This window comes from Candidatus Omnitrophota bacterium (genome assembly GCA_023227985.1).
Taxonomy (GTDB): domain Bacteria; phylum Omnitrophota; class Gorgyraeia; order Gygaellales; family Profunditerraquicolaceae; genus JALOCB01.
The window spans coordinates 1-12,608 of the sequence record JALOCB010000035.1; the positions used below are offsets into that span (position 1 = coordinate 1).

A 12,608-nucleotide genomic window follows, 5' to 3' on the forward strand; every position below is an offset into this window, starting at 1 on the left:
CTAAGTATATAGATCGCGCAAAGAAGCGGGGCGCCCGGGAAGCTAAGATCATATCACCCAAGACGATTGTGGCCGCGGAATGGGTGAGGATGAAATGCCAATTCGGCTGCAGCGGTTACGGGCAGAGTTTGACCTGCCCGCCGTATTCTCCCAAGCCGGAAGAGACCCGGCGCATGCTGGGTTCATATAAATCCGCTATACTGGTCCATGGCAGCGCCTATACTAATATCCACGCGCTTATTCCGGAGTTGGAGCAGGATATATTCCTGGACGGGTATTTCAAGGCGTTCGGTATGGGCGCAGGGCCATGCCAACTCTGCGCCAAGTGCGCGAAGTTCTGCCGCCATCCGGAGAAAACCCGGCCGTCCTTGGAGGCGTGCGGTATAGACGTGTATTCTACCGCGCGGGCGAATGGTTATCCGATCAAGGTGCTTAAAGACGGCAATTGCAAGGGGAATTATTACGGCATAGTGTTGATCGAATGACGGTTGCCGGTTATTGTTTTGCTGAAAATAAAAGGGTTTAGGCCATGCGGAAATCACTAATAAGCATATTTAAGAGGTGTTTAACTCCTCGGCAGTATGAGCTGGCTAAGAAATTATACACCAGTATATTCTGCTTGTTTAATACGAACGATCTGATGAAGCTCGCGGCTATTTGCCGGACGGATAAATGGGGGGGACATTGGTACGCGCGGAATTACCAGGAACACTTCAGGCGTTTAAGAAAAAAACGGATGAATGTTCTGGAGATCGGCGTTGGCGGGTATGAGGATCCGGACAAGGGCGGTGCCTCGCTGTTGATGTGGAAGTATTATTTCCCGCGAAGCGCGATCTACGCGATAGACGTTTATGATAAAAGTAAACTGCAAGAGAAGCGGATCAAGATATTCCAGGGCAGCCAGAATGACGAAAAATTCCTGAAAGATGTTTTCAGCCGGATCGGCTCTTTGGACATCATAATCGATGACGGCAGCCATATGAACGAGCATGTCCTGACTTCGTTCAAGACTCTGTTCCCGTTATTGAAAGACGGCGGTATTTACGCTGTCGAGGATGTTCAGACTTCATACTGGCCGCAATACGGCGGAAGCAGCGAAGACCTGAACAATCCCGCTACAGCCATGGGGTTCTTTAAGAAGATCGCTGACGGCTTGAATTATATGGAATTAGCCGAGCCCGGGTATGAACCTGCGTATTTTGACAAAAATATTACTTCAATCCATTTCTACCACAACCTGGTCATTATTTACAAGGGCGTGAATGATGAGAGAAGCATTGGCAGGCCTCGCGCTTCAGGGGACCCCATAAAATAGGTTCAAACAAATTAAGAATATTGTTTCGATAACCCCGTGGTTTTGCTGTGAAGCCGCGGGGTTTTTATATGCAGGGCAAAGGGTTGCGTACTGTGGGAGGATTTTGAGGCAGAATATCAGGCCTTACGCTTTATTTTTGTTGTAAACTGTTGCTGAACAATGATTAAGTAAGCTGTAACTATGCCTGGATTGAAAAAAGGTGTTTCGTGTGCTATATTCCCTATAGACGCATATTTATCCTCAACCTTATTGCGCCTCGCCATATAGGAATGGCGGGTATGACGCTTTCTGCGTCAGAATGGTTGGTATCATAGCGATTTGCTTATACCCAACCTTATTGGAAAGGTTGGTATCGCGCAGGTGCGTTTATACCCAACTTTAAATGAAAAGTTGGTACTGTACTTCTGTACCGGGAGGTCTTTATGAAGGCGAAAATACTTCTTGTTGATGACGAGCCGGTAGTACGGGAAATAGTCGGGAAGAAGTTAGCCCAGAAAGACTATGAGGTATACACCGCGGCGGATGGCGATGAAGGAATGAGATGCGCCAGGGATAACAGGCCGAACCTGATATTGTTGGATTTGCGTATGCCCAATAAAGACGGTTTGGACATGCTTAAAGAGCTTAAGCAGGATAAAGTATTGTGTGAAGTCCCGGTAATAGTGGTCAGCGCGCGCAGTTCTTTTCAGGAGATCCGCGAAGGCAGGGATCTGGGCGCCGCGGCGTATGTGGTCAAGCCGGTGCAGTTCTCGGACCTGATGTTTTACGTGGAAAGATACGCCAAGGCATAAAAAGGCAGGGATAGGATATTGAAGCGCAATTATACGCCGTGAAAACGGCGTTTTTTTATTGACATACCGGATGTTTAGTTTTATTATATTGTAATAGTATACCAAATGAATATACTTTAAACGGGGTAAAGATGAAAATATCCAGGAAATGCGAATATGCGCTGCGGGCTTTGATCGACCTGGCAGTGCATTATGACAAAGGCGTGCGTCAGATCAACGATATCTCCCGATCTGAGGCCATTCCGGAGAAATTCCTGGAACAGATACTGTTGCAGCTGAAGAATTACGGTTTCCTGAACAGCCGCAGGGGGGTAAAAGGGGGGTATTCTCTGAATAAGGCCCCTCAATACATTACCATCGGAGAAGTGGTGCGTTCGGTAGACGGGCCTCTGGCGCCTATCGGATGCGTAAGTAAGACCGAGTATGTCAGTTGCGCCAGGGAAAAGCGCTGCGGATTGCGCAGCGTGATGCTGGACGTGCGCAACGCCATCGCCGAGATATTGGACAATATCACCCTGCGCGACGTCTGTAACCGCATAAAGGTTATTAACCAGTTGAGGCGCAGCCGGCGCTGATTTTTTTTGTTTAAAAAGACGACTGTTCTTATATACTTTGTAAGCGAGGCAATAGTGGAAATAAAGGAAATAACTATAATCGGCGGCCACGGCAAGGACGGGACAAAAGAGCCTGTCGGAAAAGTATGCTTTAAGATGGGCGATATCGTCAGCATCATCGGCCCGACCGGCTGCGGCAAGACCACCTTGATAAACGACGTCGAGCTTTTTGCCAACGGGGATACGCCGTCCGGCAGGAGAATAACCATAAACGGCGACGTTCCTTTGGAAGAGTTCGCTTCTGACCCTTCGAGGAAGCCTACCGCCTTAATTACCCAGCATACCAATTTCCTGTCCGATTTGCCTGTTTACCGGTTCTTGAACATACACGCCAAGATAAGAAAGACCAAAAGCAGCGATTCCATAGTGGAGGAGACATTGAGTTTCGCCAATGAGTTGACCGGAGAGCCCATAAACAGCGAGAGCGCTATGACCGAGCTCTCCGGCGGGCAGACGCGGGCGTTATTGATCGCCGACGCCGTGGTGATCGGCAATTCCCCGGTCATCCTCCTGGATGAGATAGAGAACGCCGGCATACACCGGATAAAGGCTTTGGAATTGCTGAAAAAATACGAAAAGATCTTTGTTTTTGTCACCCATGACCCCAGGATAGCCCTGCTTTCGGATTCCCGGATCGTGATGCGCAACGGCGCGATGCAGAGCGTTATCTTTACCCAGGAAGAGGAGAAGCTTGTGGCTGAAGAGATAAATAAACTGGATGATTTATTATTAAACTGCCGGATGCTCTTGCGCCAGGGAAAATGTTTAAGCGTCACGGAATTTGAGAATCACCTTAGGTCGCTGGGGTACGCGATGAATCCCGCGGAGAAAAACCGATGAAAGCCGTTATCTGCGCGGGTCCGCCGACAAGCGGCAAGACCACGGTGTTGAAGCAGGTCATCCGCAAACTGGTTGCCCAGGGGATAAGGGTAGCGTACCTTAAGATAGACGTCCAGTTCGCCGACGAGGATAAATTAATAAAAGAAGAGTTTAACATCCCGGTGAAAAAAGTCTATTCCGGGGAGCTTTGCCCGGACCACTGCAATGTCATGGTCATGGGTGATGCTATCGAGTGGGCCCAATCCCGGGATTCCAATGTTCTTTTGGTGGAAACCGCCGGGTTATGCCTTAGGTGTTCGCCGTATATTGAACGGACCTTAGGTGTGGTTGTGCTGGAAGCCACCAGCGGGATGAATCTGCCCAGAAAGATCGGGCCGATGTTGTCGCTTGCGGATACCGCAGTGGTGACCAAGATCGACCTGGTTTCCCAGGCGGAGCGCGAGGTCTTCCGTTTTCAGATCCTGGAGGCGGTCCCGGATATGGTGATTATCGAAACCAATGCCTTGCACGGCATAGGCATAGACCGGCTGGTAAAGAAGATATTGCAGGCCGAGGATGTGCGATTCCCTCTTTTTCTGAGGGGCAATCCTCCGGTAGGCACATGCACGATATGCGTGGGTAAAAAGGAAGTGGGCTGGAAAGAGCATTTTGGCGTGGTCAGGCCGTTGGAGAGCGATATTTTTTATCAGGGGGAATAAATGGAAAAAGATACGGACAAGATCGATCTGCCCGGTTTGAACTGCGGTATGTGCGGCTTTAAGGAGTGCGCGGACTTTTTGAAATACGTCAAAGATAATGAGGAGGAGGTTAAAAGATGCATCCACCTGGTGCAACCTAAGGTAATATCCGGGGATGCGCCTTCTGCGGCAACGGCGGTGCCTGATAAGATCTGGGCGGACAGCCTGGGCCGTGAATACGATTTTGTCCTGGAAAAATTCCCCGAAGACCCCGGCCCCCGGGAAACGATGCTTTTAAATAACGCCCAACTGGTAAAGGAAATGGCCATAGCCAAAGGCGATATAATCATCGGCAGGCCGATGGGGATGTCCTGCGGCTGCCCGATCACCCATTGCGGGCAGGTCATTGATTTCGACACCAAGAACGGGGTCATTGTCTGGTGCGTTACCGGGCCGCTCAACCCGCGGGCGCATGGATGCAAGGATATCGGCTATTATTCCGCCCAGGCGTATGAAGGGGTCATAACCGAAACGCGCAAGGAATTGCGCATCGGGATGCGATACTGGTTCCTGCCGCATAGGTGCATGCTCCAGTGGAGGCACAGCGGCCTGATAAATTTCATCAACCGCGGCAGATCCGGCATACAGGTGCGTATTGAAGGCTTGTTTATTGGTTGAAGCCGCGAAAAAATCCCGCCGCGGTTAATAATTCTTCTGCTTTTTTCGCTGATTTCTGATATAATACTATCCGTTAGGCATAATTAAATATTATCTTAATTCTGAGGAGCCCTGATGGACAAAGAGAGAATAGCGATCGAGAACGAGATCCTGGACAAGCTTACCGGCAAGATCTTTCTTTTGCAGGATGTTTCCGCCAAGCACGAAATAATTTTTCAGGCGTTTTTGGAGGTCTACAATTCCCCCCGCTGCCAGAAATTCGTCAAGCGCTCAAAAGGACTTGAGTTGGAAACGTTCTTCAAGGAGTTTTTGGCTTACGGCAGGATCGATCAGTTCCTGGCTGATCCCGAAGTCGAGGACGTAATGATCAATTATCTGTCCCCGATCTACGTGCATAAATCGAAAGTCGGGATGGTCAAAACCGAACAAAAATTCGCTTCCCGGGAAGAGCTGGACCTGTTGATCAAGAAGCTTATAGTATTCTCCGGCAGAAAGACCATAAGGAATATAAACAACGTCGAGCTTTCCGAGGTAAAAGGCAGGGCCAATATCGTGTATTCGCCTTTCGGGCCGCAGATAACCATTACCCGGGCTAAAGGCCGGCCTTTAAGCGTGATCGACCTGATCAAAGGCAAGAGCCTTACCCCTGAGTTGGCGGCGTTGTTCTGGGTATATGTGGACGGGTTGGCGGTAAAATCTGCCAATATCCTGATATCCGGAGGCCCGGGCACAGGGAAGACCACTTTATTGAACGCTCTTTTGAGCTTTGTCCCGGTGAACGACCGGATCGTGGTCATCGAAGATACCCTGGAGATGAATACGGAATTAGAGGAGAATTGTTCCCGGCTGGAAAGCGACGAGGAGACATCTCTGGCCGACCTGGTGAAGAATTCTTTGCGCATGCGGCCTGACCGGGTAATAGTGGGCGAGGTCCGCGGCAGCGAAGCGCAGGACCTGATGACCGCGATGAATATCGGCAAATACTGTATGGGCACTCTGCACGCCTCTACCGCGCGCGAGACGATAATGCGCCTGACACATGAGCCGATGAACGTCCCGGAGATGCTGGTTAATCTGGTGGATGTATTTGTGATCATGCGCCGGTATGTCGTTAACGGTACGGTTATCAGGGTGGTCGGGGAATTGGTGGAGACAGCGGGCATGGAAAAGAACACTGTCCTGTTATCCTCTTTGTGCTCTTATAATATGTCCCAGGGCGAATTCGTCGAGTCCACCAGCAGCATATACCGCGACAGGCTTGCCCAGATAAGCGGAAAGTCGCCGAGGGATATTATGGATGAGATAAAACGCCGCTCGGTTGTGATCAAGAAAATGGCGGATAAGGATATCCGGGATTTTCAGGACGTCACCGCGATCTGCCGCAGGTATATCAATGATCCAGCGGCGGTCATGAAGGAATTAGGTATTCACGAAAGTTAAACCCGTAATCTAATATATAAATAGACGATGTCATATGTTGTCCTCGCGTTAAAATGGCGGCCGAAGACCTTTGATGAGATAATCGGCCAGGACCGGGCGGTTTCCACGCTTAAGAGCGCGATACAGAAAAACCGCCTTGCCCACGCATATCTTTTTTCCGGCCCGCGCGGAGTGGGGAAGACCTCCTGCGCCAGGATACTGGCCCGGGCGCTTAATTGCCAGGATGGGCCTACCGCGGCGCCTTGCGGCCAATGCCCCGCCTGCCGGGATATTGCCGCCGGCCGCAGCCTGGATGTGATCGAGATCGACGGCGCCTCCAACCGCGGCATAGACGAGATCCGCACCCTGCGGGAAAACGTGAAATTCTCTCCGGTTAACGGCAAATTCAAGGTTTATATAATCGACGAAGTGCATCAGATCACCACCGACGGGTTCAACGCGTTATTGAAGACGCTGGAAGAGCCGCCGGAATTTGTGAAATTCATTTTCGCCACTACCCAGCCGCAAAAAGTCCCGCCGACCATATTGTCCCGCTGCCAGCGCCTTGATTTCCGCCGTATCTCGGTGATGGAGATGATCAAGCAACTGGAAAAGATCTCAGCCGCGGAAAAGATAAAGGTGGACAGCCAGGTTTTAGCCGCGATCGCCCGGGCATCGGACGGCGCTTTAAGGGACGCGGAATCGATCCTGGATCAGTTGATCTCTTTTTCCCGGGATAAGGTGGCGATGGAAGACGTTGTTTCAATGCTGGGAATGGTCGAGCAGTCCGCGCTTTTTGATATTGCCGATAAAGTGATCGCCAAAGACCCTAAAGCCGTTTTGAACCTGCTCAATGATATAATCGACAAAGGCAAAGATCCGGCTGTATTGTTAAACGAGCTTATCGGGCATTTTCGCAACCTGATGATCGCCAAGGTCAGCCAGGGCGATCCCCGGCTGATCGACCTGCCGCAGGAGACCTGCGAGGCTTTGTTGGTTCAGGCAGGAAAGATCAGCCTGGAAGAGATATTCAACGCGTTCAATGTCCTGGCAGGGACGCAGGAGATGGCTAAAAGGTTTGAATCTTTGCGCATACCTCTGGAGATAAGTTTTATCCGGCTCACCCGGGCAACCCAGCCGCGCCCGGCAATTGAGCTTAAGCCGCGCCTGGTTGTTCCTGAAGAGAAAAAGGCCCCGTTAAAAGAAAAATACGTTCCTGCCGGGCCGAAAGTTTTCGTGGCTAAGGAAAAACCTGCGGCTCCGGATCCTAAACCCGAAGTTGCGCATAATAAGCCGGATAATGTTCCCAACCGTATTTCTCTGGAGCAGGTAAAAGAGGTCTGGCAGAATGTGATCGAGGCTGTGACCAGGGCCAAGATATCAGTGGGGACATATTTGAATGAAGGTTTGCCGATGAGGCTGGAAAACGGGGTGTTGACTATATCGTTCGCGCGGGAGCATTCTTTGCACCGGGATTCTTTGGAGCGCAAGGATAACCGCGATCTTATTGAGAAGATCATCGCCGGTTTGCTGCACGGCCATATAAGGCTTGATTTTATTTTGTCCAAAGAGGAGAAACCGGAGCATCGCGCTGAAAACAATACCGTTGTGCGCTCCGCGCTGGATATGTTCAACGGCAGATTGATCAGGGAAGGATAGGATGGCTAATTACACGGAATCCACCGAACGTTTGATAAATAGTTTGATAAAACTCCCCGGTATCGGCAGGCGCAGCGCTGAACGCATAGTCGGGTATATATTAAGCGCTACGGCTGACGAGATAAAGAAGCTGGCTGAGGCGGTGATACAGGTCAAGGAGAACGTGCATTTTTGCAGTATCTGCCATAATATGAGCGAAGGCGAGACCTGCGCGATCTGCCAGGATGTGCGCAGGGATAAAGCCGTGCTTTGCGTGGTTGAGCGGCCCAGCGACGTTACCTCGATCGAGAAGACCGGGCAATTCCACGGGCTTTACCATGTGCTTCTGGGCTCGATCGCGCCGTTAGAGGGCAAAGGACCGGATGATTTGAAGATCGACAGCCTGCTTTTACGGATCAAAGACAAGAGTATTCAGGAAGTTATTATCGCCACGGATTCCGACACCGAAGGCGAGGCGACTGCGTTATATCTGACCAAGGTGGTCAAGCCTTTGGGCGTAACGCTTAGCAGGATCGGCCTGGGCCTTCCTGTAGGCTCGAACCTGGAATACGCTGATCCCGCCACCCTTACCATGGCATTAGAATCCCGCCGGCCGGTCTAAGATATGATCAATATAATCAACCTTTCCAAGAGCTACGGCAAGAAAGTCCTTTTCTCCAACCTTTCCCTGAACATCAATCCCGGGGAGAAGATCGGCCTTATCGGGCCGAACGGCGCGGGTAAGAGCAGCCTTTTTTCGCTTCTGCTCGGCGACACCGAGCCTTCTTCAGGCAGCGTGCAGGTTAATAAGGGCGTGCGCATCGGTTATCTTCCCCAGGAATCAAGTTTTCATTCCCAGCGTACTGTTATCGACGAACTTACCGCCGGAGACCGGACAATAATCGAATTAAAGAAAGAGAAAGAAGAACTGGAGAATCGCAATGCCGCAGATTCCAACCGTTACGGAGAGATCCTGCATATACTGGACCATTCCGGTTATTTCGAGCTGGAGCATAAGGCCGAGAAGATCCTTATGGGCCTGGGTTTTAAGGAGAGCGATTTTAACAAGCCGGTCAGCCAGTTAAGCGGCGGATGGCAGATGCGCACGCTCCTGGCCAAGCTTTTGACCTTCCGTTACGACATATTGTTGTTGGACGAACCGACCAATTACCTGGATTTGAACGCCGCGCTATGGCTTAAGGATTACCTGTCGGATTTTGACGGCACGTTTATTATGATCTCCCATGACAAGGATTTTTTAAACGATGTGACTAATTATACCCTGATCCTGGAAAACGGATCTATTTACAAGGTTAAAGGAAATTACGAGCATTACGAGCAGATAAAAGAGGAGAAACGCACGCATTTGATGCGCCAATTCAAGGAGCAGGAAAAGAAGAAAGAGCAGTTGGAAAGATTTGTCACCCGTTTTCACGCCCAGCCGAATAAAGCCGCGGCTGTCCGGGCCAAGCGCACTGCTTTGGAAAAGATGGAGGATATCGTAGTCCCTCTTGATCCGCGGGAAAGTATCGGGCATTTCAGTTTTCCGCCCACTAAGGCCAGCGGATATAAGGTAATGAACCTGCAGAAGATTTCCAAGGCTTACGGGGACACTGTGGTATATAAGGATTTTGATTTTGAGATACTTCAGGGAGAAAAAGCGGTCCTGGTCGGCGAGAACGGCGCGGGTAAATCCACGCTGCTTAAGATAATGGCCGGTGTGGTGGATATTGATTCCGGCTCGCGGGTTGTCGGCCATAACGTGGACCTCGGGTATTTTTCCCAGACCAGGATGGATGTGCTTAATCCGGAGAACACGGTCTTGCGCGAGGCATATTCCGCGGCCCCGGGATATATGGCGGAGTCAGCGGTCCGTTCGATCCTGGGTGCGTTCCTGTTCAGCGGAGAAGACGCGGAAAAACCGGTAAAGGTCCTTTCCGGAGGGGAAAAGAGCCGGCTGATCCTGGCCAAGCTTTTGATCAATCCCCCGAATTTTCTTTTGCTGGACGAACCGACTACCCATCTTGACGTTGACGCTGTGGACGCGCTGATCAAGGCGATGAACGAATATGAAGGCACTGTGGTTTTTATCAGCCATGACGTGCATTTTGTGCGTTCCCTGGCCAACGTGGTCTATGAGGTGAAATCCGGCAGCGTGCGCAAGTTCTTCGGCAACTTTGATTATTATATGGACAAGAAGGCGAATTCCCCGGAATTTATCCCGGAGAAAAAAAAGAAGGTCTCCGAGAACAGGAATAAGCAGGAAGAAGAAAAACTCAAGGCCAAAGAAGAAGAGAAACTGCGCCGGGAAGAGGAACGCCGGAGAAAGAACCATAATATAAAGATCAGGGCCGAGATCAATAAACTGGAGAAGCGCAAAGAGGAATTAGAACTGGAAAGTTACGCCAAATGCCGGGCATTGTCCAATCCGCACATCTTTCGCGATGAGGAGACTGCCCGGGATTACGGGCGCAGGCTCAAGGAAATAGAGAAAGAGGCCGAAGAACTGAATATCCGGATCAAAAAGTTTGAAGAGCAGATAAAGTAAGGGCGCCCTCTTTATCAATTTAAACTATTCATAAACAGCTTAAAGTGATAAAATAAAGGGAAATAACGGGTAGTTGTCACAATGGAGGTGCGTTATGGCGGTTAAAAATGCCGGAGAAAAGTACCGTTGTAATGTTTGCGGCAACGAGGTGGAAGTGACAAAGGCCGGCGGCGGGACATTGGTCTGCTGCGGACAGGATATGGAAAAAACAGAAGGGTAAATTTGTTACAGGGCGTAATAAATAGGCCCCTCGCAGTTACTCGGGGTCAAATGTTCGCTCGGAGTGCTCACATTTGAGGAGGCTAAAAATGGGTAAATCGGTCAAAGGGACAAAAACAGAGAAAAATTTGTTGGCTTCGTTCGCCGGCGAATCGCAGGCCAGGAACAGATACACTTATTTTGCCAGCGCCGCCAGGAAAGAAGGGATGGAGCAGATAGCCAATATTTTCATGGAGACCGCTGAGAACGAAAAAGAGCACGCCAAGGTATTCTTTAAATACCTGGAAGGCGGGGATGTCCAGATAACCGCCAGTTATCCAGCCGGGATGATCAAGGACACCAAGTCTAACCTTCAGGAAGCGGCGGCAGGCGAGAATATGGAATGGACGACATTATACGCTGATTTTGCCAAGGTCGCCAAAGATGAAGGGTTTGCGGATATCGCGGCTTCATTCGAGCAGATATCCAAGGTGGAAAGATTCCACGAGTCAAGATACCGAAAACTGATCAATAATATCGCCAATAACGAGGTCTTCAAGAAGAAAGCTTCGGTAAAATGGCATTGCGCCAACTGCGGCTATGTTTTTGAAGGACCGGAAGCGCCTAAAGAATGCCCGGCCTGTAAGCATCCTCAGGCGTATTACGAAGTGCTGGCGGAAAACTACTAAATGAACAAAGACCCGGGAACGGCAGCGCCAACCTCTCAGCAAATAGAAGGGTTGAAGCGCAAGGTGCGTTTTTATAAGGCCTGCCTTTTTTGCGCATTGGCCGGGATTGTGTTGATATTCTTTTCGATGACGGTATATCGTGTTTTGGATAACTATGCCGAGCAAGCCGGTCAGCGGAAGAATATCCCTTGTTATAATCAGGTAATGTCGGTTATCCGGCCTTTGGTTTATTCCGGGTTCAAGGCGTTAGTCCGGCCGGAAGTGGACTTAAGCATAGATTTTGCGAACAATTCCTATACCGTTAAAAACCTCCACCGGTTTGATGAGGCAGGCGTGATCATCCTGGAGGATAACCGGTATGGGCTTTGCGGGGAATTAGCGTCTTATGTGTTCCGGAGGGTCAGGCCGATAATTCCCGAAAGATATAAGATCAATTTCGTGCGGGTGGCGGAATCCGGATTTTTCGCCAATCCCAAATCGACGCATATCGTTCTGCTGGTAAGCGATACCCTAAGTGTTCCCCCCAAACGCTATTTTATCGATCCTTCTTTTCACCGCTATGGGAGCGTTGAAGAATATGACAACTACCTTTTTATAGAAACACTGGACCATCTGGCGTTCGAGAAAGATAAGTTTACCGACGTTACTTTCGCCATAAACGGCGGCACCCCGATTTTGATCAAAGACGGCTATATGATCGAACTTACAATAGGCCGGGTGAACGGTAAATTCGACAAAGACAACTTCATTATTGCTCTGGGCGTACAAGAAAAGTATAAATTTACCAGCCGCTATATTTTTGGGCTGATCAAGGACAACGGAAAGGTGCAGGAGCTGGAGAATAAGGCTTTGGCAATGAATATCCTGGGTATAAAGAAATATGAACAACTCAAGAAGAAGTTGTGGGATTGGTTCGAGCAGACATAAGAGGTTTGATTTTTTCTTGACTAGATTATGGTTTATTGTAGAATAGAGCGGTATTTATCATAAACTATTCCCCCTTAGCTCAGCTGGTAGAGCGAGAGACTGTTAATCTCCAGGTCCATGGTTCGAGTCCATGAGGGGGAGCCATTTTGGACGAACAGACGCAACAACGTCCTGTTCGTTTACATGAGCCCCGTTTCGGAGTAATTCCGGAGCGGGGTTTTTGTTTTTTGCGGCGGTTTTGTTGTGGGCGCAGTCGTTAATATCGGCCTGCAGG

Annotated in this window: 14 protein-coding genes and 1 tRNA gene; all 15 read left to right on the forward strand. The window is 49.9% G+C overall.

The window, feature by feature from the left end:
• Nucleotides 1-8 precede the first annotated feature (8 nt).
• The 15 genes from M0R35_06635 to M0R35_06705 all read left to right on the forward strand — a co-directional run bounded on the left by M0R35_06635 (nucleotide 9) and on the right by M0R35_06705 (nucleotide 12,478).
• On the forward strand, nucleotides 9-485 hold the full coding sequence (locus M0R35_06635; protein ID MCK9595336.1) for a DUF2284 domain-containing protein: 477 nt from the start codon (nucleotides 9-11) through the stop codon (nucleotides 483-485).
• A 44-nt stretch (nucleotides 486-529) separates the two neighbouring features.
• A complete protein-coding gene (locus tag M0R35_06640) occupies nucleotides 530-1,315 on the forward strand; it encodes a class I SAM-dependent methyltransferase (GenBank protein MCK9595337.1) in 786 nt (261 codons plus the stop codon).
• A 422-nt stretch (nucleotides 1,316-1,737) separates the two neighbouring features.
• Nucleotides 1,738-2,106, forward strand: coding sequence for a response regulator (locus M0R35_06645; GenBank protein MCK9595338.1), 369 nt, complete (start codon nucleotides 1,738-1,740; stop codon nucleotides 2,104-2,106).
• Between the two features lie 131 nt (nucleotides 2,107-2,237).
• Nucleotides 2,238-2,681 (forward strand): Rrf2 family transcriptional regulator, encoded by a 444-nt coding sequence (locus M0R35_06650; protein MCK9595339.1) that lies wholly within the window; start codon nucleotides 2,238-2,240, stop codon nucleotides 2,679-2,681.
• Nucleotides 2,682-2,735: 54 nt separating this feature from the next.
• Nucleotides 2,736-3,560 (forward strand): ATP-binding cassette domain-containing protein, encoded by an 825-nt coding sequence (locus M0R35_06655; GenBank protein MCK9595340.1) that lies wholly within the window; start codon nucleotides 2,736-2,738, stop codon nucleotides 3,558-3,560.
• Complete coding sequence (locus M0R35_06660) at nucleotides 3,557-4,258, forward strand: cobalamin biosynthesis protein (GenBank protein ID MCK9595341.1); 702 nt, start codon at nucleotides 3,557-3,559, stop codon at nucleotides 4,256-4,258. The genes M0R35_06655 and M0R35_06660 overlap by 4 nt, the downstream gene beginning before the upstream one ends.
• The gene (locus M0R35_06665) at nucleotides 4,259-4,915 is read left to right on the forward strand and encodes a Fe-S cluster protein (GenBank protein MCK9595342.1); all 657 of its coding nucleotides are present in this window, start codon (nucleotides 4,259-4,261) and stop codon (nucleotides 4,913-4,915) included.
• A gap of 114 nt (nucleotides 4,916-5,029) precedes the next feature.
• Nucleotides 5,030-6,355 carry a Flp pilus assembly complex ATPase component TadA gene (tadA, locus tag M0R35_06670; GenBank protein ID MCK9595343.1) on the forward strand — a complete coding sequence of 442 codons (1,326 nt, stop codon included), beginning with the start codon at nucleotides 5,030-5,032 and terminating at the stop codon, nucleotides 6,353-6,355.
• A 27-nt stretch (nucleotides 6,356-6,382) separates the two neighbouring features.
• The gene (gene dnaX / locus M0R35_06675; protein MCK9595344.1) at nucleotides 6,383-7,993 is read left to right on the forward strand and encodes a DNA polymerase III subunit gamma/tau; all 1,611 of its coding nucleotides are present in this window, start codon (nucleotides 6,383-6,385) and stop codon (nucleotides 7,991-7,993) included.
• A 1-nt stretch (nucleotide 7,994) separates the two neighbouring features.
• Nucleotides 7,995-8,594: a recombination mediator RecR gene (gene recR / locus M0R35_06680; protein MCK9595345.1), complete on the forward strand. Its 600-nt coding sequence runs from the start codon at nucleotides 7,995-7,997 to the stop codon at nucleotides 8,592-8,594.
• 3 nt (nucleotides 8,595-8,597) lie between these two features.
• Nucleotides 8,598-10,520: an ATP-binding cassette domain-containing protein gene (locus M0R35_06685; protein ID MCK9595346.1), complete on the forward strand. Its 1,923-nt coding sequence runs from the start codon at nucleotides 8,598-8,600 to the stop codon at nucleotides 10,518-10,520.
• A gap of 94 nt (nucleotides 10,521-10,614) precedes the next feature.
• Nucleotides 10,615-10,740, forward strand: a complete 126-nt coding sequence (locus tag M0R35_06690) for a desulfoferrodoxin FeS4 iron-binding domain-containing protein (protein MCK9595347.1) — start codon at nucleotides 10,615-10,617, stop codon at nucleotides 10,738-10,740.
• An 88-nt stretch (nucleotides 10,741-10,828) separates the two neighbouring features.
• Complete coding sequence (locus tag M0R35_06695; GenBank protein ID MCK9595348.1) at nucleotides 10,829-11,407, forward strand: rubrerythrin family protein; 579 nt, start codon at nucleotides 10,829-10,831, stop codon at nucleotides 11,405-11,407.
• Nucleotides 11,408-12,334 (forward strand): hypothetical protein, encoded by a 927-nt coding sequence (locus tag M0R35_06700; GenBank protein ID MCK9595349.1) that lies wholly within the window; start codon nucleotides 11,408-11,410, stop codon nucleotides 12,332-12,334.
• A gap of 68 nt (nucleotides 12,335-12,402) precedes the next feature.
• Nucleotides 12,403-12,478: transfer RNA gene (locus tag M0R35_06705), tRNA-Asn, on the forward strand.
• Nucleotides 12,479-12,608: the final 130 nt, after the last annotated feature.